Source organism: Pseudomonas sp. Colony2 (assembly GCF_019382755.1).
Classification (GTDB): domain Bacteria; phylum Pseudomonadota; class Gammaproteobacteria; order Pseudomonadales; family Pseudomonadaceae; genus Aquipseudomonas.
The window spans coordinates 199,250-218,674 of the sequence record NZ_CP080030.1 but is presented as its reverse complement, the minus strand read 5'-3'; the positions used below and the strand labels follow the sequence as shown (position 1 = coordinate 218,674).

The window sequence follows — 19,425 nt, the reverse complement described above, 5'->3', positions numbered from 1 at the left end:
ATCATGGCGGTGACTCACCAAACTGCAGGCAAAACAAATCTCGCGAGCGGCCCACGCGTCGTTCGACTAGGGGTGACAGACTTGTCGTTCCATCGGGTTACCGCTGCGGTGGTAGCGCTGGTGTTGCAACGCATGGGCCTGACCGTTGAGCGCCACTATGCCCTGCACGAGGAAAACTTCGAGCAGTTGCGCAAAGGCTCGGTCGACATGCTGGTCTCCGCCTGGATTCCTTTCAGCCACGGGCTGTACAAGCAAGCGGTGGAGGCAGTGACGCCCACTCGCGAACTGGGCCTGCACTATCAGCCTTATGCCTTGTGGGGAGTGCCGGACTATGTCAGCGAGCATGACGTGGAATCCATCGAGGACCTGCTCAAGCCCGACGTCCGGGCCCGGATGAACCCGCTGATCCAGGGGATCGGCCCGGGTGCGGGCATTACCCGCTTCTCGCTGAAAATCATGGACGAATACGGGTTGAACGACGCCGGATATCGGTTCCGCACGGGCAGCCAGGACGATTGTATTAAGGCGTTCGAGGCGCTGTATCAGCAGCGGCGCTGGGGCATCGTGCCGCTGTGGCATCCTCAGTTCCTGCACCACCGTTATCGAATTCGCGACCTGAAAGACCCCAAGGGATTACTCGGCAGTGTTGATAGAGCGGTGCTGCTGGCGCGCGAGGATCGCTTGGTATTACTCACGGCTGCCGAGATCCAGGTACTGGACAATATCCGCCTCTCCAACCTCATCGTTGCCGAACTCGATGATGCGCTCAACCGTGGCGGGCAATCCGCGGATGACGCCGCGATCGATTGGCTGGCAAGGCATCCCGACACCCTGCGCGCCTGGCTCGCCCCCCTGGCCTGATTGGGCAACGAGGCCTTTTACGAATTCTGAATTCGCGGCGGGCTGGCTACAAGCGCCTGCTCACTGAGGCTAGTTTGGCGATGCAGATGTTCTGCAATCTCCCCAAACCGAGGATTCCAACATGCTCTACCTGGTTTTCAGCGGCACCATCAAAGAAGGCAAACAGGCCGAGTTCTATCGTGATGTAGCGGCCGTTTCACAAAAGCTCACCCACCAGCACGACAAGGCCGTGGTCTATCAATGGCATAAGGATGAAGAGAACCCCAACCGGTTCTTTCTCAACGAACAGTGGGAAAGCGTCGCGGACCTGCACGCGCATTTCGAAACGCTCTACAAAGCCTTCGGCCCGGCGAAACCCACCGAGCGCCTGCCGGCGAAAATCCTCGCGTACCTGGATGAAGCACAGGTGAACTTCTACCAGGCCATTCAGTAAATCGCACCCGGTCACCCCAGGGTGACCGGGACGCTTGCTCAGATCGCTGTCCTTTCCACCGGGTTGAGTTCGCTCAGCCGTCCATCCTGGCGCGCAAACCGATTGGCCCGGGCAAACGTGCCGAAATCGTTGAAGCGCACGCCCATCTCAGCCATCACCTTGTGCGCCGCCTTCACCGTCATCTGACGGATATAGAACGGCTCCTTGACCACAAAATGGTGAATCCCGTGGGTGCTGCCGAAGTTGAAGCAGAACGCTTGCAACGGCCACAGCCACCACGGGTTGAGTACCTGGGTTTGCTGGATCACGTTGCCCGGCTCGATGTCGCCGTAGTAGTGCATGTTGGAGCTGACAAAGTGCAGGCAGAAGGTGCGCAGTACATTGGGGCCGATGGTCACCACGGCGGCGATGTCGATGACGTGCATCACCGCCAGCGTGTTGGCCGACCAGTCGATCGGCGCGCCCAGCAGGCTGGCGATGCCATTGGCGGCATGAAAGCCGAGGAACACATACCACGCGCCCCAATGCAGCAGCGCCAGCGGTGCGTAGACCAGCGCCGTGCGCTTGAGAATGCCCAGCTTGTGCTTCCAGGACGGTGCCCGCAGCACCCGGATCAGTGCCGACATGATGTTGTCGCCGACCATCAGCAAACGTGCCAGGCCCCACGGTTCACCGTTGGTGATCGCGCGCTCTTCGATGTCGGTTTCGCTGCCGGAAACCTTGTGGTGATTGAGGTGGATATGGCGTCGTACCCAAGGGTTGATGGTGCTGGGCCGCGCCAGCCACACCAGGCCCATCATCAGGTTGTGGGGCAGGCGCTGCTTGCGAAAGTACATGCTGTGGATCAGGTCGTGTTCCAGTTCGTGGGTCAATGACGCGAGGAATGCGTTGAGCAGCAGGCACACCCACCACGCCATGTGCCCGGTGATATACAGCGCCGCCGAACCCAGCATGCCCACCAGGGCAAAGGCCAGGATGCCCGCGCCCAACGCATCCTGATGCAGCAGCCAGGGGTGGCGCTGGCGCAATAACAGCCCCTCGGCCAGCACCACTTCACGAATATGCGCTGAACGCTGTTGTGCGTTCATCTGCCGGGGGCTTGCAGAAGTACCGTCCATGCTTCCATCCTCTGTCTTATTGATGCGTACATCCTGCCCTATGCGATCTGGCGGGACGCTAGCCCCACACGCCAACCTGTTGACCGCAAGCGCCAATCAACATGACCGAACCGACCTCTCTCGCCAGCTGGACCCGCGCCCTGCGCAAGCAGCTCGACGCCCTGGGCCTCGACAGCGCCGCGCTGTGCGCCCAGGCCGGGCTCGACCCGCAGTTGATGGAAGATCCGAACGCGCGCTACCCGCTATCGGCCACCACGCGCCTGTGGGAACTGGCGGTACAGGCCAGCGGCGACCCGGCGATTGGCTTGCGGGTGTCGCGGTTTGTCAGCCCCACCACCTTTCACGCGCTGGGTTATGCGCTGGTGGCCAGCGGCAGCCTGCGGGAAGTGTTCGAGCGGATCGTGCGCTATCACCAGGTGGTCAGCGACGCCCTGAGCCTGGAGCTTAGCCGGGAGGGCGAACGTTACCGCTTTCGCCTGCAACAGCCCGCCGGTACACCCGCACCCGCGTTTGAGGCGATTGATGCGTTCGCCGCGATTTACGTGCGCACCTGCCGCAATCGCCTGGGCCGGGAGTACGCGCCGCTGGCGGTGTACCTGCGGCGGCCCGAGCCGGCTGATCCCAAGCCGTGGCACACGGTATTTCGCGCGCCGGTGTTTTTTGCCGCCGAGGAAGACCGTCTGGAATTTGCGGCCCGGGACTTTGACAGCCACCTGGACGATGCCAACCCCGAGTTGGCCGAGCACAATGAAACCGTGCTCAAGCGCACCCTGGCGCAACTGCGGCCGCTGACCTGGGAACGCAAGGTGCGTTCGGCCATTGAGGCGCAGTTGCCTGACGGTGAACCGAGTGCCGAGCGTATCGCCCAGGCGTTGCATTTGAGCTTGCGCAGCTTGCAGCGGCATCTGGCAGATGAGGGCTGCCGGTTTGATGCGCTGCTGAACGAATGTCGGGAGAACCTCGCGCTGCTGCATCTGCGGGACCCCGAGTGTTCGCTGGCGGAGATCAGTCATTTGCTGGGGTTTGCCGATACCAGCAGCTTCAACCGGGCGTTCAAGCGCTGGACCGGGATCACGCCGGGGCAGTTTCGGGATGGGTTGAGGTAGCTGGAGTTGCGGCGGCTGTGAGGGCCTCTTCGCGAGCAAGCCCGCTCCCACATTTGACCGCATTCCAATGGATGTACTCGGTCAAATGTGGGAGCGGGCTTGCTCGCGAAAGCGGTCGATCAAACACCCCAAAAGCCAGTGGCAGTCAGCGCCCCCGATCCCGCCGCAACACCTTCTTCACCCGCGCCACCAACGCCCGGGCCTCAAACGGCTTGAGCAAATAGTCATCCTCATGCAATTCCAGCCCACGCAGCCGATCTTCAATCCCGTCCGGCGTGGTCAAAAACAACATCGGCGTCTCACCCTTCAACCGGATCGCCTGCTGCAGCTTCCAGGCGTTCAGCCCCGGCAGCATCACATCCAGGATCACCAAGTCGTATTCGGTGCTTTCCACAAAGCGCAGGGCCGCCATGCCATTGGCCGCCACCTCCACCGTGTAGCTGGCCTCTTCAAGACTGCGGCCCATCGCCTCGGCCGCCTCTGACTCGTGTTCCACTAGCAGGACGCGCATAACACACCTCGAATAATCGTGAACGCAGGCTACCACCCTCAGGCATGCGCCGCCTCGCGCAAACGTTGCGGGTCGAGGATTTCGATCTCGCCATAGCCCAGGCGCACGATGCCCTGGCCTTGCAGGTCCTTGAGCAACGCATTGGTGGTCTGGCGCGACAGGCTCAGCATCGCGGCCAAGTCTTCCTGGGGCAGTTGCAGCACCTGCCGGGCCTGCTCGATGTCGCCATAGCCCTCGGCGATCATCAGCAGGCGGTGCGCCACCCGCACCGACGCCGGCATCAGGCTCAATTGCTCGATATTGATAAAGGTCAGGCGCAGCTTCTGGCTCATCAACAGGGCCATGTCGCGCCAGTAACGCGGAGTCTCTTCGAGGATCTGCAGCAACGCCGGTTGTGGCACCTGCAACAACGTACAAGGCCCGACCGCGCAGGCGTCGTGGGTGCGGGGCAACCCATCGAACAGGGAGATCTCGCCGAACCAGTACGGCAACTCCGCCAGGCTCAACACTGCCTCCTTGCCCTGCTCGTTCACCGCGCTGATGCGCAAGGAGCCTTCCAGCACTGCGTACAACCCACACGGCGGATCGCCGCGCTTGAACAGGTATTGCCCCGCCGTCAGCTGCCGCAACCGGGCGCTGGCCAGCAAGCTATTCTGTAGATCAGCAGGCAGATGGCTGTACCAGTGACCGGTGGCCAGCCGTGGGTGCCATTTCTCTACATCCATGCGAACTCCGAAGATTGTCGGCCAGTTGACAGTGTATCGCGGGCCTACAGGGCATGATCAAACATCCTACAGGAGGAACAACAATGAAAAGCCTCGTCGACCATCTCAGTCAATACGCCGCCTACCACCGCGACCCGCGCAATATCGCCAGCCACTTTATCGGCATCCCGCTGATTGTGGTGGCCGTGGCCGTGCTGCTGTCACGCCCCGAATGGACGGTGGCCGGGCTGTGGCTGTCGCCCGCGGTGGTAGTGGCGCTGCTTTCGGCATGGTTCTACCTGCGCCTGGAACTGGCGCTCGGCGTGCTGATGACGGTGCTGATGGGCCTGTCGGTGTGGGCCGGGCATGTGCTGGCGGCGCAAAGCACGCTGGTGTGGCTGAGCAGTGGCATCGGCATGTTCGTGGTGGGCTGGGTGATCCAGTTTGTGGGGCATTACTACGAGGGGCGCAAGCCGGCGTTTGTCGATGACGTGTCCGGGTTGATCGTGGGGCCGTTGTTCGTGGTGGCGGAGTTGGCGTTCCTGGTGGGGCTGCGGCATGACCTGAAGCGGCAGATTGAAGAGCGCTCAGGGCCCGTGGCCGTGCGGCACAAGAACGCCACGGCCTGAGCAACACTGGAGATCCAAATGTGGGAGCGGGCTTGCTCGCGAAAGCGGAGTGTCAGTCACCGGATGTACCGACTGAACCACCGCATTCGCGAGCAAGCCCGCTCCCACATGGGTTTTGCGGCGCTTTTAGGCTTTTTGCCAGACCTTGGGCTTGAAGAACAACGTCTCGCCCCGCGCCAGGCCGGTCAGGCTGTCGTGGTCTTTTACCACTTCGGCTTCGATCAGTTCGCTCTGGCCTTCGACCTTCAGGGTCACCCGGGTGGTCGCGCCAAGCGGGCGAATATCACGCACTTCAGCCGCGTGGTGGTCTTCCAGTTCATGGCGCGACAGCGACACTTCATGCGGGCGGAACAGCACGTGCTTGTCTTCACCCAAATGCAGGCGGTTGGAGTCGCCGAGGAAGTGATAAACAAAATCACTGGCCGGGTTTTCGTAGACTTCGCCCGGTGAGCCAATCTGCTCGATCACGCCCTTGTTCATCACCACGATGCGGTCCGCCACTTCCATGGCTTCTTCCTGGTCGTGGGTCACGAACACCGAGGTCAGGTTGATGTCTTCGTGCAGGCGCGCCAGCCAGCGGCGCAGTTCTTTACGGACCTTGGCATCGAGGGCGCCGAAAGGTTCATCCAGCAGCAGCACTTTCGGCTCTACCGCCAGGGCGCGCGCCAGGGCGATACGCTGGCGCTGGCCGCCGGAGAGTTGTTCCGGGTAGCGATCCGACAGCCAATCGAGCTGCACCATGTTCAGCAGCTCGTGGACTTTCACTGCGATCTGGCTTTCGGTGGGCCGCTGGTTTTTCGGTTTCATCCGCAGGCCGAACGCGACGTTGTCGAACACGGTCATGTGGCGGAACAGCGCGTAGTGCTGGAACACAAAGCCGACGTTGCGATCACGCACGTCGTGGCCGGAGACGTCTTCACCATGGAACACGATGTTGCCGGCATCCGGGGTTTCGAGACCGGCGATGATCCGCAGCAGGGTGGTCTTGCCGCAGCCGGACGGGCCCAGCAACGCCACCAGCTCGCCACTCTGGATGTCCAGATTGATGCTGTTCAGGGCCTTGAAGGCGTTGAAATTCTTGCTGACATTACGGACTTCGATCGACATGACTTATTCCTCACCAGCACTTTTGCGCAGGCGGTTGATACGGTTCTCGCTCCACTGCTTGAGCAGCAGGATGAAGAGCGCCAGGATCAGCAACAGGCTCGCGACGGCAAACGCGGCGACGTGGTTGTATTCGTTGTAGAGGATCTCGACGTGCAGCGGCAAGGTGTTGGTCACGCCGCGAATGTGGCCGGACACCACCGACACCGCACCGAACTCACCCATGGCCCGCGCGGTACACAGCACCACGCCGTAGATCAGGCCCCACTTGATGTTCGGCACGGTGACATGCCAGAACATCTGCCAACCATTGGCGCCCAGCAGGCGCGCGGCCTCTTCTTCCTGGGTGCCCTGCTCCTGCATCAGCGGGATCAGCTCACGGGCCACGAATGGCACGGTGACGAAGATGGTCGCCAGCACGATGCCCGGCAAGGCGAACACGATCTGGATGTCATGGTCTTGCAGCCACGGGCCAAAGAAGCCCTGGGCGCCGAACATCAACACATAGACCAGGCCGGCGATCACCGGCGATACCGAGAACGGCAGGTCGATCAGGGTCACCAGGATACTTTTGCCACGGAACGAGTACTTGCTCACGCACCAGGCGGCGCTGACGCCGAACACCACGTTGAGCGGTACCGAAATCACCACGGCGATCACCGTGAGTTTCAATGCCGACAGCGCGTCCGGCTCAAGGATCGCGGTGAAGAACGCACCCAGGCCATTCTTCAGGCCCTGGGACACCACGATAAACAGCGGCAGCAACAAAAACAGGAAGAACACCAGCCAGCCAAGGCTGATCAGGATGCGTCGGGACACCGCACTGCCACGACGGGCAGCGTTGGCCGAGGACGCGGCGGAAATAGACGATTGGGACATGTTCCGCGCCTCCTTATGGGTGTTCGATGCGCCGCTGCAGCAAGTTGATCAGCAGCAGCAGGACAAAGGAAACCACCAGCATCAGCACACCGATGGACGTGGCGCCGTGGTAGTCGTATTGGTCGAGCTTGACCATGATCAGCAGCGGCAGGATCTCGGTTTTCATCGGCATGTTGCCGGCGATGAAGATCACCGAACCGTACTCACCGACACCTCGTGCAAACGCCAAGGCGAAGCCGGTCAACCAGGCAGGCAGCAGCGCCGGTACCAGGATGTAGCGGAACACTTGCAGGGGCTTGGCGCCGAGACAGGCGGCGGCTTCTTCGATTTCCCGGGGGATATCGGCCAACACCGGCTGCACGGTACGCACCACGAATGGCAGCGTGACGAAGGTCAGCGCGAGAGTGATGCCCAGGGGGGTGTAGGCGATCTTGAAGCCCAGGTCGGCGGCGAACTGGCCTACCAGCCCGGTGGGCGTGTACAGCGCGGTGAGTGCAATACCGGCGACGGCGGTGGGCAGGGCGAACGGCAAGTCGATCATCGCATCGATGATCTTGCGCCCGGGGAAGGTGTAGCGCACCAGTACCCATGCCAGCAGGGTACCGATCACGCCGTTGATGATCGCGGCATACAACGCAGTGCCGAAGCTCAGTTTCAACGCCGCCAGCACACGCGGTGCGGAGATGATGTTCCAGAACTGATCCCAGGTGAGTTGAGCGGCATGTACAAACATCGCCGCAAGGGGGATGAGTACGATCAGGCTGAGGTACACCACGGTGTAGCCCAGCGTCAGCCCGAAGCCGGGTATGACGGGGGAGATACGACGCGACATAAGAGTCCTTGGTTAGCGGGTAGATACCACTGTAGGAGCGAGCTTCTGTGGGAGCTGGCTTGCCTGCGATGCCGGCACCTCGGTGTATCAGTTACACCGAGGTGATGCTATCGCGGGCAAGCCCGGCTCCCACAGAAAGCTGGCTCCTACAGTTTGATTTTGCTTACTGCGCCGAGTAGATCTGGTCGAACACGCCACCGTCATTGAAGAATTTCGGTTGGGCAGTTTTCCAGCCGCCGAAGTCTTTGTCGATAGTCACCAGGTCCAGTTTCGGGAACTGCTGGGCGTATTTGGCGGCGACTTTCTCATCGCGTGGGCGGTAGAAGTTCTTCGCCGCAATCTCCTGGCCAGCCGGGCTGTACAGGTGCTTGAGGTACTCGGTGGCGATCTCGGTATTGCCCTTTTTCTCAGCGTTCTTGTCGACCACGGCCACTGGCGGCTCGGCGAGGATCGACAGCGAAGGTACAACGATGTCGAACTTGTCGGCGCCGCCGTCTTCCTTCAGGGCCAGGAAGGCTTCGTTTTCCCAGGCCAGCAACACGTCACCCTGACCGTTGTTGACGAAGGTGATGGTCGAACCGCGCGCGCCGGTGTCGAGGATCGGCACGTGCTTGAACAGCTCTTTCACGTATTCCTGGGCCTTGGCTTCGCTGCCACCGGCTTTCAGGCCGTAGGCCCAGGCGGCTAGGAAGTTCCAGCGGGCGCCGCCGGAGGTTTTCGGGTTCGGGGTGATCACCGACACGTCTTTCTTGATCAGGTCGCCCCAATCCTTGATGCCTTTAGGGTTGCCCTTGCGTACCAGGAACACGATGGTCGAGGTGTACGGGGTGCTGGCGTCCGGCAGGCGGGTTTGCCAGTTTTCCGGCAGGGTCTTGCCCAGTTTTGCGATTTCGTCGATGTCGCCGGCCAGGGCCAGGGTCACGACGTCGGCGCGCAGGCCGTCGATTACCGCGCGGCCCTGCTTGCCCGAACCACCGTGGGATTGCTGGATCTTGACGTTGTCACCCGGGTGCGACTGCTTCCAGAAGCTGGTGAATTCAGCGTTGTAGTCCTGGTAGAGCTCGCGGGTGGGGTCGTAAGACACGTTGAGCAGTTCGTAATCCTTGGCAACAGCGGAACCGGCTAACACGGCACTGGCCAGTGCTGCCAGGGCATAACGGCGAATCGACGACATAGAAGGCTCCTGAAATTCTTGGGTGTTGGCTTTTTTCTTATAGTTGCGGGTCTTGCAATCGAATCGCCGGTGTTGCTCAGCTCGGTTTGTTGCCCGGGTTCTGCAAACGGAATTTCTCTTTGCGTTCGATTTGTACTACCTGGGCGTTGTGCACAGTGATTTCCACCGCGCCAAACCGCAGATCGCGCAGGGCGCTCTGGATCTCGCGCAAAATGGCTGCTTCGTCCTGGCCGTCAACGCTACGTAGAGATGCGCTCATGGTCGTGCTCCTGAAATGAGAAGTGCCTCGCAGTGGCGGCACTGCTTGCGGCGTGAGGGCGATAGTAGATAAGCGCGGATATTCTTAAAAATACTATTTAAGAATGTTTATATAACCAGAAAGAATTTTCTGATGGGACGTGGGGTTGCGAGTGGTTTGGCGGGACGACCCGTGAAATAAAGCCGTGTGGAGATCCAAATGTGGGAGCGGGCTTGCTCGCGAAGGCGGTGGGTCAGTGACAGATTTGCTGACTGACCCACCGCCTTCGCGAGCAAGCCCGCTCCCATATTTTGGCCCTGTTTGAAATCAGGACAGGCGGTGGTTAACGAATTGTCGGCGCCCTCGCCCAATCCAGCTCACTGGCCGGCATCGGCCGACCAAACCAGTACCCCTGGCCAAGGTCACAGCGCTGTTCCAATAGAAACCGCGCCTGCTCAACCTGCTCGATACCTTCGGCATGCACCTGCATGCCCATGCTCTGCGCCAACGCGATCACTACCCGCACGATCGCCGCATCGTCCTCATCCCATGGCAACCCGGCGACAAAACCCTGGTCGATCTTGAGCTTCTGCACCGGCAAGCGCTTGAGCCGCAGCAGCGATGAATAACCGGTGCCAAAGTCGTCGATAGCCAGGCGCAAGCCGAGCTCACGCAGGCGATGCATTTGCTCAAGGGCGACTTCCGGGTCTTCCATCACCGCGCTTTCGGTGACTTCCAGCTCTAAAAGCGCCGGATCCAGCCCCGTGTCGTGCAGCACCTTGGCTACTTGCTCATACAGCTCACGCCGGGCAAACAGGCGGCTGGACACATTCACCGCGAGAAACGTCAACGGTGCACCGTCTGCCAGCCACCGGCACATCTGGCGACAGGCCTGGTCCATGACCCAGGCGTCGATGTCGGCAATCAGCCCGGTGCGCTCGGCAATCGGGATGAATTCCCCCGGCGGCACCAGCCCGCGCTCCGGGTGCTGCCAGCGCACCAGGGCTTCGACGCCGATCATTCGGCTGTCTTGCAGGTCGTGCACTGGCTGGTAGTAAACCCGCAGCTCCTGCTGATCCAGCGCGCGGCGCAGTTCACCGGCCATTTCCACGCGGTGCTGGGCGTGGGCGGTAAGCTCTTCGGTGTACAAGGCATAGCCTTCGCGGCCGGCGCTCTTGGCCTTGAACAACGCGGAGTCGGCGTTGCGCAGCAGTTGCTCGGCGCTCAGCGCGTCGCTGGGGAACAGGCTGATCCCGATGCTCACGCTGATAAACAGTTGATGGCCGTCGAAGATGACCGGTTCTTTCATCGCGTCGAGAATACGTTGCGCCAGGGCGGCGGCCTGGCCCACCTGTGGACAACTTTCCGCCAGCACCGCGAACTCGTCACCGCCCAGGCGCGCCAGGGTCACGCCGGGGCCGAACAGGCCTTGCAGGCGCTCGCCGACGGCCTTGAGCAACTGGTCGCCGACGTTATGGCCGAGGCTGTCGTTGATGATCTTGAAATGGTCGAGGTCGAGCAGCAGCAAGGCACAGCCACGTTTATGGATCTGCGCGGAGGCCAGGGCCTGTTCGGCACGATCGGTGAACAGCAGGCGGTTGGGCAGGTCGGTCAGCGGGTCGTGATGGGCCAGGTGCGCCAACTCGCTCTCGGAGTGCTTGATGGCGCTGATATCGGAGAACACCGCGACGTAGTGGCTGATATGGCCCTGCTCATCACGGATCACCCGGATGGTCTGCCACTGTGGATAGATTTCGCCGCTTTTACGGCGGTTCCAGATTTCACCGCTCCATTCACCGTCACGTTCCAGCGTCTCGAACATCGCCTGGTAGAAACTGGCCGAGTGGCGCCCGGACTTGAACAGGCTCGGCTGGTGCCCCAGCACGTCTTCGCACTGGTAGCCGGTGATTTCGATAAAGGCCCGGTTGACGTGAACAATCAGCCCCAGAGCATCGGTGACCAGCACCCCTTCGCGGGTGCAATCGAACACGGCGGCGGCCTGGCGCAGGCGCTCGCGGTTTTCCTTCAGTGGCTGCTGGATCAGGTTCGCCCGGGCAAAGTGTGCGCAGAGCAGGTAGATCGCCAGGGCACTGAGGCTGACCCACAGGTAACCGCGTATCTGAAGCCAGCGGCCCAGCTCCACGGGTTCATCGATAAAGTTGATCAATACCTGATGGCTGAGCTGAATCCACACAATCGAAACCAGCAGGTACATCAGCCCGGCACGCAGGGCACCTCGGTATGAAAACAGCATATGTTCAGTAATCCTTACTAAAAAACCAGATTCGCCCTACAAAGGTTACGGATTATAGAATAAGAAACATCCAGTCACTCCTATCTGAAAGGGCGGCTGGTTTTATCTGTAGGCTTAGTGATAATGCGCAAGCTGGTTTTTTCTTTATCTGAGGGCCATACAGCCTATGTGGTACAACGGTTTTCTTGACTTGTCGGCCTGGCAACTGGTGGCAGTCACTCTGTTGATGACCCACGTGACCATTGTCGGGGTCACGGTCTATCTGCACCGCTATTCAGCCCACCGCTCCCTGGAGCTCAATGCTGGCCTGAAACACTTCTTCCGCTTCTGGCTGTGGCTCACCACGGCGCAGAACACCCGCGAGTGGACCGCTATCCACCGCAAACACCACGCCAAGTGCGAAACCGTCGACGATCCCCACAGCCCGGTGATCAAGGGCCTGTCCACCGTGCTGCGCAAAGGCGCCGAGCTGTATCGCGCCGAAGCCGAGAACCCCGAGACCCTGCGCATCTACGGCAAGAACTGCCCGGAAGACTGGATCGAGCGCAAGCTCTACACCCCGTACCCGCTGCTGGGCGTGGCGATCATGGGCGTGATCGACCTGCTGCTGTTCGGCACCATCGGCATCACCATCTGGGCCATCCAGATGATGTGGATCCCGTTCTGGGCTGCCGGCGTAATCAACGGCCTGGGTCATGCCATCGGCTACCGCAACTTCGAATGCCGCGACGCGGCGACCAACCTGATTCCCTGGGGCATCATCGTGGGTGGCGAAGAGCTGCATAACAACCACCACACCTACCCCAACTCCGCCAAGCTGTCGGTGAAGAAGTGGGAGTTCGACCTGGGCTGGGCCTGGATCAAAGTGTTCAGCTTCCTGCGCCTGGCCAAGGTGCAACGGGTCGCGCCGATCGCCCACCGGGTCGAAGGCAAGGGCAGCCTGGACATGGACACCGCGATGGCGATCCTCAACAACCGCTTCCAGATCATGGCCCAGTACCGCAAGTTGGTGATTGGCCCGCTGGTCAAGCAGGAACTGGAAAAGGTCGATCACTCGGTGCGCCATCAATTCCATCGCGCCAAGCGCCTGTTGTCGCGGGAGACCAGCCTGCTGGATGACCGCCACCACGTGCGCATCCAGAGCATGCTGGAACACAGCCAGGCCCTGAAAGTGATCTACGAGAAGCGCCTGGCGCTGCAACAGATCTGGCTGAAAACCAGCACCAACGGCCACGACATGCTGGCGGCGATCAAGGAATGGGTGCACGAGGCCGAGGCGAGCGGGATTCAATCCCTGCGGGACTTTGCCCATCAGCTGAAGACCTATTCGCTGCGGCCTGCCGCGGCCTGATACGGCTGTAGCGAGCCGATTTTTTGTGGCARGGGAGCTTCTGTGGCGAGGGAGCTTGCTCCCGCTGGAGTGCGCAGCGCTCCCAAGATTTTGGGGCCGCTACGCAGCCCAGCGGGAGCAAGCTCCCTCGCCACAACAAGCTCCCTCCCCATAGCAGCTCCTTCCCCACAGCAGCCCCCTCCCCACCGCAACTCCTTCCCCACAGCAAGCCCCTCCCCCCAACAAACTCGCTCCTACATGTTTCTGGCGCCATTTCTTGGTCGCCTCTAATCGGCGCTGATAACGGAACTTCGCAGCAAATTCCCCCTCTCAAACAACACTTCGCCATCCCGGCGGCCCTTGTTGTGACCGCTGCCCAACCCCGCGGCATGCCCAGAGAGAGTTGTGCCGATGGTCCCCGAACAGACCTTCACCGACACCCCCGTCCTCGAACAGCCACGACCGGCAGCCGCCGCTACGTTGCTGGCCCTGATGCATGCTCAGGGCGAAGTGGAACGGCTGAGTGAACGCGAGCAACTGCTGAGTTCGCTGTTGGTCAGTGTGAATGCCGTGCTCTGGGCAATCGAGTGGGACACTCGCCGCGTGCTGTACGTCAGCCCGGCCTATGAGCGGGTTTTCGGACGTACGGCGGGCATGTTGCTGACCGACTATCGGGAATGGCGCAACAGCATCCACCCCGAAGACCTCGACTACGCCGAGCACAGCCTGGCCCAGGTGCTGCACAGCGGCGCCGTGGAAGACCGCGAGTACCGCATCATCACCGCCGACGGGCAGATCCGCTGGCTCAGCGACAAGTGTTACATCAACCAGCAGGCCGAGCCCGGCCAGCCGGTGATCGTGGTAGGCATAGCCGAAGACATCACCGAAAAGAAGCAGCTGGAGCTCGAGCTGCACCGTCTGGCCACCACCGATGTACTGACCCGCAGCAGCAACCGCCGGCATTTCTTCGAGTGCGCCCACCACGAGTTTGAACGCGCCTGCCTGCAAGGCACGCCCCTGGCGTTCCTGTTGCTGGACATCGATGACTTCAAGGTGGTGAACGACACCTACGGCCACCTGGAAGGCGATCAGGTGTTGCAGCGTATCGCCGAGAGCGGTCGGGGAGTTCTGCGCCGTGGCGACCTGTTCGGGCGCATTGGCGGCGAAGAGTTCGCCGCCATACTGCCCGGTTGTGCCCCGGAGATGGCAATGCAGGTGGCCGAACGCCTGGGGCACGAGATTGCGCAGCTGAGTTTCAGCCACGACGGTGAGAGCTTCGCGATCACCGTCAGCCAGGGCCTGGCCAGCCTGACCGCCGAGGACGCCAATGTGGACAGCCTGTTTGCCCGCGCTGACGCGGCCATGTACGAGGCCAAGCGCCAGGGCAAAAACCGCGTGCTCCCCGGCTGACGCCACACGATGACCTGTGGGAGCCGGGCTTGCCCGCGATGCAGGCACCTCGGCGTGTTGGTTGTACCGGGATGATGCTATCGCAGGCAAGCCAGCTCCCACACTGGCACGCATCGCCTGCTAGGTTTTGCGCATACGCGTCAATTCCGGCAAACCCACCTTGAGCAAGCGTGCCGTCTTGCCTTTCGCCAATGCCTCGACGCCTTCATGCTCGGTCAGCCGCGCCAGTTGCGCCGCCAGGTTCATCACCAGCGCTTCGCGGGAATACACCCCGCCCTCCAGCGAATAAATCGCCGCGATCAACTGGCGCAACTCCAGCGGCAGGCGCCAGCGTGTGCGCAGTGCCGAACCATAGGCCGCACCGAAGGTGTAGAGGGACTCGCCAATCGCTTCGTCATCCAGTTCGCCACCGCCCAGCAGCCAGTCTTGCAGGCACCGCAGCAAGGCCAGGTCGCCAAGGCGATGGAGGATCCCGGCGCTGTAGCAGCGCTCGTGATCCAGGTCGAGCATGCGCGCCAGGCTGCGGGCGTAGTCAGCGGTGCGCTGGGACAGCTGCCAATGACGCTCGGCGTAATCCACAAGGCTCGGGTCGCTCAGTACCACGTTGTGCTTGAGGGCGAGCCCCAGGATCAGGTTCATGCTCTGCCCCGCCGCCAGCTTGTGCAGGGCCATGCCCAGGGTCTGCACCGGCGAACCGTGATGGCCGGCGCTGTTGGCGGCGGCGATCAACACGGCAGTAATCTGCGGGTCCATGCGCACCTGCTCTTCCAGGCGCTTGAGATCCAGGCCCTCCGGCTCCAGGCTATGTTGCACCGCAGCCTGCACGTCGACCCGCAGCGGCGCGCCGTCGGAGGCTTCCCGGCGGCGCTCCAGAAACACCGGCAAGGTCATGCCCGGCGCCAGGGCCGGGACTTCGCAATACACCGTCTCACCTTCGTTCAGCAGCAAGTCCTGCAGGCGCTGGGTCAGGCTTTCCATGTTCAGGGGTTTGGTCAGGTACGCGGTCGGTGCCAGGGGCAAGGCTTCGCGCACACTGGCGCTGTCGTTGCGGGTACTCAGCAGGATAAACGGCAACAGCGGCGTACGCCGTTGCAGGCGCACGCTGCGCAGCAGGCTCAGGCCATCGACGCCGGGCAGCTCCCAATCGGCAATGATCAGGTCATAGGGTTTGTCACGCAGCAACTCGGTGGCCCGCTGGCCATCGGCACACACATCCAGCCGTGCGTCACAGCGCACATTCAGCAACACCTGCTTGAGCAGATCTCGGGACCAAGGGTCGGTCTCGGCAATCAACACACGGGGTACAGCCGGTAAATCAACAGCAGTCATCCAGCACGCTCCATCGGCAATACCAGCACCTTAGACAAAGGAGCCGCCTGCGTACAATGAACAACGGCTGAATACCGTTCATCGGGCACAAAAAAACCCGCCTAAGCGGGTTTTTTGTCGATCAGGTCAACTTTTGATCACAGCTCGGAGAAGCACTCTTCGATGATCGCCAGGCCTTTGTCCAACTGCTCGTCCGGCGAAGTCAGCGGAACCAGCACGCGCAATACGTTGCCGTAGGTGCCGCAGGACAGCAGGATCAAGCCCTTGTCACGCGCCTTGGCAACCACGGAAGCGACAGCAGCGGCGTTCGGCTTGTGGCTGTCGCCATTTTCGAACAGCTCGACCGCAATCATCGCGCCCAGGGCACGCACTTCGCCGATCACCGGGTACTTGGCCTGGATAGCTTTCAGACCGGTCACCAGGCGCTCGCCGACAGCCTTGCAGCGGTCCAGCAGGTGCTCTTCTTCGAACACTTCCATCACGGCCAGGGCCGCAGCGCAAGCGATCGGGCTGCCGGCGTAGGTGCCGCCCAGGCCGCCCGGAGCGATGGCGTCCATGTATTCAGCCTTGCCGCACACACCGGCCAGCGGGAAGCCGCCTGCGATGGATTTGGCGAAGGTGGTCAGGTCGGCGGCAACGCCCATCTGTTCCATGGCGAAGAAAGTACCGGTACGGCCGGCACCGGTTTGCACTTCGTCGGCGATCAGCAGGATGCCGTGCTTGTCGCACAGTTCGCGCAGGCGCTTCATGAAGGATTTAGGCGCGACGTAGAAACCGCCTTCGCCCTGCACCGGCTCGATGATGATGGCAGCGATATCACGCGGCTCGGCATCGTTCTTGAAGATGCGTTCGATGCTGGCGATAGAGTCGTCATCGCTCACACCGTGCAGCTCGTTCGGGAACAGCGCGCGGAACACGCCGCCTGGCATCAGGCCCATGCCGGCCGAGTACGGCACGACTTTGCCGGTGAGGCCCAGGGTCATCATGGTGCGACCGTGGTAGGCGCCGGTGAACGCGATCACGCCGGCACGGCCAGTGGCGGCACGGGCAATCTTCACGGCGTTTTCTACCGCTTCGGAACCGGTGGTGACCAGCAGGGTTTTCTTGGCGAAATCACCCGGCACCTTGGCGTTAACTTTTTCGCACAGCTCAACGTACGGCTCGTAGGCCAGTACCTGGAAGCAGGTGTGAGTCAGCTTGTTCAGCTGTTCGGTCACGGCGGCGATGATTTTTGGGTGCACGTGGCCGGTGTTCAGCACGGCGATACCGCCGGCGAAGTCGATGAACTCGCGACCTTCAACGTCGGTCACGGTGGCGTTCTTCGCCGACTCGGCGAAGATCGGGTGAATCTGGCCAACACCGCGTGGTACAGCGGCTTCGCGGCGTTTCATCAGGGATGCGTTGGTCTTGCTCATAAAGTCCTCATTCGCCACTCATCGGGTGGCGTGGTCCAAGGAATACGTGGCGGGGAGGCAACTACGGCAGCATGCGATGATCGACTGCCACAGCTTTCCCGGCCACTACGAATAACGGGTGAAACACGCAAAGGGACAGCGCTCTCGTGCCCTTTGCGTTTGCAGCAACGCCTTGCCGGGCTTAGATGCCCAGGCAGAGGTATTTGATTTCCAGGTAGTCCTCGATCCCGTACTTGGAGCCTTCACGGCCCAGGCCCGAAGCCTTGATGCCGCCGAACGGCGCCACTTCGTTGGAGATCAACCCGGTGTTGACGCCGACCATGCCGTATTCCAGGGCTTCAGCCACACGGAACACACGGCCCAGGTCGCGGGCATAGAAGTAGGAAGCCAGGCCGAACTCGGTGTCGTTGGACATCGCGATCACTTCGGCTTCGTCTTTGAAGCGGAACAGCGGCGCCAGTGGGCCGAAGGTTTCTTCCTTGGCCACGGCAGCATCTTTCGGCACGTTGACCAGGATGGTCGGCTCGAAGAAGTTGCCTTCCATCACCTTGCCGCCAGCCAACAGGGTCGCGCCTTTGCTCAGGGCGTCAGCGATGTGCTCCTGCACCTTGGCCACGGCCTTCTCGTCGATCAGCGGGCCGGTGGTGGTACCTTCTTCCAGACCGTTGCCGATCTTCAGCTTGGCCACTGCCACTTTCAGTTTCTCGGCGAACGCGTCGTACACCGAATCCTGGATGTACAGGCGGTTGGCGCAGACGCAGGTCTGGCCGTTGTTGCGGTACTTGGAAATGATCGCGCCTTCGACGGCCTTATCCAGGTCTGCATCGTCGAACACGATGAACGGCGCGTTGCCGCCCAGTTCCAGGGAAACCTTCTTGATGTCCTTGGCGCATTCGGCCATCAGCTGGCGACCGATTTCGGTGGAGCCGGTGAAGGACAACTTACGCACGATCGGGTTGCTGGTCAGCTCGCTGCCGATATCGCCGGCGCTGCCGGAGACCACGCTGAACACGCCTTTCGGAATCCCGGCACGCTGGGCCAGTTCAGCCAGGGCGAACGCGGAGAACGGGGTTTGCGACGCAGGCTTGAGCACCATGGTGCAACCGGCAGCCAGGGCCGGGCCGGCTTTACGGGTGATCATCGCGGCCGGGAAGTTCCACGGCGTGATGGCAGCGGTAACGCCGATTGGTTGCTTGATCACGATCAGGCGCTTGTCCGGCTGGTGGCCGGGAATCACATCACCGTAGACGCGCTTGGCTTCTTCGGCGAACCACTCGATGAACGAAGCGGCGTAGACGATTTCGCCCTTGGCTTCGGCCAGCGGCTTGCCTTGTTCCAGGGTCATCAGGCGAGCCAGGTCATCCTGGTTCTCGATGATCAGCTCGAACCAGCGGCGCAGCTTGTTGGCGCGGTCCTTGGCGGTAAGTGCACGCCAGGCCGGCAGGGCCTTGTCAGCTGCTTCAATGGCGCGACGGGTTTCGGCGGCGCCCATTTTTGGCACGGTACCGAGGATTTCGCCGGTAGCGGGGTTGTTGACCTTGATCGTTTGACCGTTGTCCGCATCGACCCAAGCGCCATCAATAAAGGCTTGCTGGCGGAACAACTGGGTGTCTTTGAGCTGCATGTCGGCTTTCCTTAACAGCACCGCGCACGCGCGGAGCGAATTAGAGTTGTTGAAAGGCGCCTTGAGGGCTGCCGTCAGGGAAATCATTCACTGGGCGCAAGCACGTAAATAGCGCACGAAAGGACAAATGTGCGGTTCAGCACCCAGGCAGGAGCGTTTGAAATCTCAAACGAATCCTAGGATCAATGGGGGTGCAGGGCAATAGTCTGTTCGAAAAAAAGAACGAAAACGGCGCATTTGCTCGATTTTTCTGATCAGCGTGTTTCGGGCGAGTTCAACCGCAATTCGTCGAGATGCCCGGTACAGGGCTTCGGCAGCGCCTAATCCTACTGGCAGCAGGCCGAAAAGCGGCATGGACGCCCAAGGTCGACATGGGTATGATGTCGCCCGCACAAGCATCCGTAGCTCAGCTGGATAGAGTACTGCCCTCCGAAGGCAGGGGTCGTGGGTTCGAATCCCGCCGGGTGCACCAAA

General features: G+C 61.4%; 18 protein-coding genes and 1 tRNA gene. 7 read left to right on the top strand and 12 right to left on the bottom strand.

The window, feature by feature from the left end:
- The first annotated feature begins 3 nt into the window (after positions 1-3).
- Complete coding sequence (locus tag JV201_RS00935; RefSeq protein ID WP_219406386.1) at positions 4-861, top strand: glycine betaine ABC transporter substrate-binding protein; 858 nt, start codon at positions 4-6, stop codon at positions 859-861.
- 121 nt (positions 862-982) lie between these two features.
- Positions 983-1,294: a putative quinol monooxygenase gene (locus tag JV201_RS00930; protein WP_003218128.1), complete on the top strand. Its 312-nt coding sequence runs from the start codon at positions 983-985 to the stop codon at positions 1,292-1,294.
- 38 nt (positions 1,295-1,332) lie between these two features.
- On the opposite strand, the gene JV201_RS00925 is transcribed toward JV201_RS00930, so the two are convergent.
- Positions 1,333-2,412: a fatty acid desaturase gene (locus JV201_RS00925; RefSeq protein WP_219406385.1), complete on the bottom strand. Its 1,080-nt coding sequence runs from the start codon at positions 2,410-2,412 to the stop codon at positions 1,333-1,335.
- A gap of 101 nt (positions 2,413-2,513) precedes the next feature.
- Here JV201_RS00925 and JV201_RS00920 point away from each other — a divergent pair, with 101 nt between their 5' ends.
- On the top strand, positions 2,514-3,518 hold the full coding sequence (locus JV201_RS00920) for an AraC family transcriptional regulator (RefSeq protein WP_087693638.1): 1,005 nt from the start codon (positions 2,514-2,516) through the stop codon (positions 3,516-3,518).
- A 145-nt stretch (positions 3,519-3,663) separates the two neighbouring features.
- On the opposite strand, the gene JV201_RS00915 is transcribed toward JV201_RS00920, so the two are convergent.
- Together JV201_RS00915 and JV201_RS00910 are read right to left on the bottom strand one after the other, a co-directional pair.
- A complete protein-coding gene (locus tag JV201_RS00915; RefSeq protein ID WP_003218132.1) occupies positions 3,664-4,029 on the bottom strand; it encodes a response regulator in 366 nt (121 codons plus the stop codon).
- Between the two features lie 38 nt (positions 4,030-4,067).
- A complete protein-coding gene (locus tag JV201_RS00910) occupies positions 4,068-4,754 on the bottom strand; it encodes a Crp/Fnr family transcriptional regulator (RefSeq protein ID WP_177051496.1) in 687 nt (228 codons plus the stop codon).
- A gap of 83 nt (positions 4,755-4,837) precedes the next feature.
- Between JV201_RS00910 and JV201_RS00905 the strand changes: the two genes are divergently transcribed.
- Positions 4,838-5,362 (top strand): DUF962 domain-containing protein, encoded by a 525-nt coding sequence (locus JV201_RS00905; protein ID WP_003218136.1) that lies wholly within the window; start codon positions 4,838-4,840, stop codon positions 5,360-5,362.
- Between the two features lie 126 nt (positions 5,363-5,488).
- Here JV201_RS00905 and JV201_RS00900 read toward each other — a convergent pair whose 3' ends face one another.
- From JV201_RS00900 to dibA, 6 genes are all read right to left on the bottom strand, one after another.
- On the bottom strand, positions 5,489-6,469 hold the full coding sequence (locus JV201_RS00900; RefSeq protein ID WP_003218138.1) for a sulfate/molybdate ABC transporter ATP-binding protein: 981 nt from the start codon (positions 6,467-6,469) through the stop codon (positions 5,489-5,491).
- Between the two features lie 3 nt (positions 6,470-6,472).
- Positions 6,473-7,345: a sulfate ABC transporter permease subunit CysW gene (gene cysW, locus JV201_RS00895; protein ID WP_003218139.1), complete on the bottom strand. Its 873-nt coding sequence runs from the start codon at positions 7,343-7,345 to the stop codon at positions 6,473-6,475.
- A gap of 13 nt (positions 7,346-7,358) precedes the next feature.
- The gene (gene cysT / locus JV201_RS00890; RefSeq protein WP_003218141.1) at positions 7,359-8,177 is read right to left on the bottom strand and encodes a sulfate ABC transporter permease subunit CysT; all 819 of its coding nucleotides are present in this window, start codon (positions 8,175-8,177) and stop codon (positions 7,359-7,361) included.
- Between the two features lie 163 nt (positions 8,178-8,340).
- A complete protein-coding gene (locus JV201_RS00885) occupies positions 8,341-9,351 on the bottom strand; it encodes a sulfate ABC transporter substrate-binding protein (RefSeq protein ID WP_219406384.1) in 1,011 nt (336 codons plus the stop codon).
- A gap of 76 nt (positions 9,352-9,427) precedes the next feature.
- Positions 9,428-9,610, bottom strand: coding sequence for a sulfur starvation response protein OscA (oscA, locus tag JV201_RS00880; RefSeq protein ID WP_003170956.1), 183 nt, complete (start codon positions 9,608-9,610; stop codon positions 9,428-9,430).
- Positions 9,611-9,932: 322 nt separating this feature from the next.
- Positions 9,933-11,843, bottom strand: a complete 1,911-nt coding sequence (dibA, locus tag JV201_RS00875; protein WP_219406383.1) for a phosphodiesterase DibA — start codon at positions 11,841-11,843, stop codon at positions 9,933-9,935.
- Between the two features lie 166 nt (positions 11,844-12,009).
- On the opposite strand from dibA, the gene desA reads away from it, so the two are divergent.
- Both desA and JV201_RS00865 read left to right on the top strand, forming a co-directional pair.
- A complete protein-coding gene (gene desA, locus JV201_RS00870; RefSeq protein ID WP_087693634.1) occupies positions 12,010-13,194 on the top strand; it encodes a delta-9 fatty acid desaturase DesA in 1,185 nt (394 codons plus the stop codon).
- A gap of 390 nt (positions 13,195-13,584) precedes the next feature.
- Positions 13,585-14,583: a sensor domain-containing diguanylate cyclase gene (locus tag JV201_RS00865; protein WP_177027834.1), complete on the top strand. Its 999-nt coding sequence runs from the start codon at positions 13,585-13,587 to the stop codon at positions 14,581-14,583.
- A gap of 120 nt (positions 14,584-14,703) precedes the next feature.
- Here JV201_RS00865 and JV201_RS00860 read toward each other — a convergent pair whose 3' ends face one another.
- From JV201_RS00860 to gabD, 3 genes are all read right to left on the bottom strand, one after another.
- Positions 14,704-15,912: an HDOD domain-containing protein gene (locus tag JV201_RS00860; RefSeq protein WP_177040710.1), complete on the bottom strand. Its 1,209-nt coding sequence runs from the start codon at positions 15,910-15,912 to the stop codon at positions 14,704-14,706.
- Between the two features lie 137 nt (positions 15,913-16,049).
- On the bottom strand, positions 16,050-17,327 hold the full coding sequence (gene gabT, locus JV201_RS00855) for a 4-aminobutyrate--2-oxoglutarate transaminase (protein WP_087693631.1): 1,278 nt from the start codon (positions 17,325-17,327) through the stop codon (positions 16,050-16,052).
- 181 nt (positions 17,328-17,508) lie between these two features.
- Positions 17,509-18,951 (bottom strand): NADP-dependent succinate-semialdehyde dehydrogenase, encoded by a 1,443-nt coding sequence (gabD, locus tag JV201_RS00850; RefSeq protein ID WP_003218155.1) that lies wholly within the window; start codon positions 18,949-18,951, stop codon positions 17,509-17,511.
- 395 nt (positions 18,952-19,346) lie between these two features.
- Between gabD and JV201_RS00845 the strand changes: the two genes are divergently transcribed.
- A tRNA-Arg gene (locus JV201_RS00845) sits at positions 19,347-19,423 on the top strand.
- The last annotated feature ends 2 nt before the right edge of the window (positions 19,424-19,425 follow it).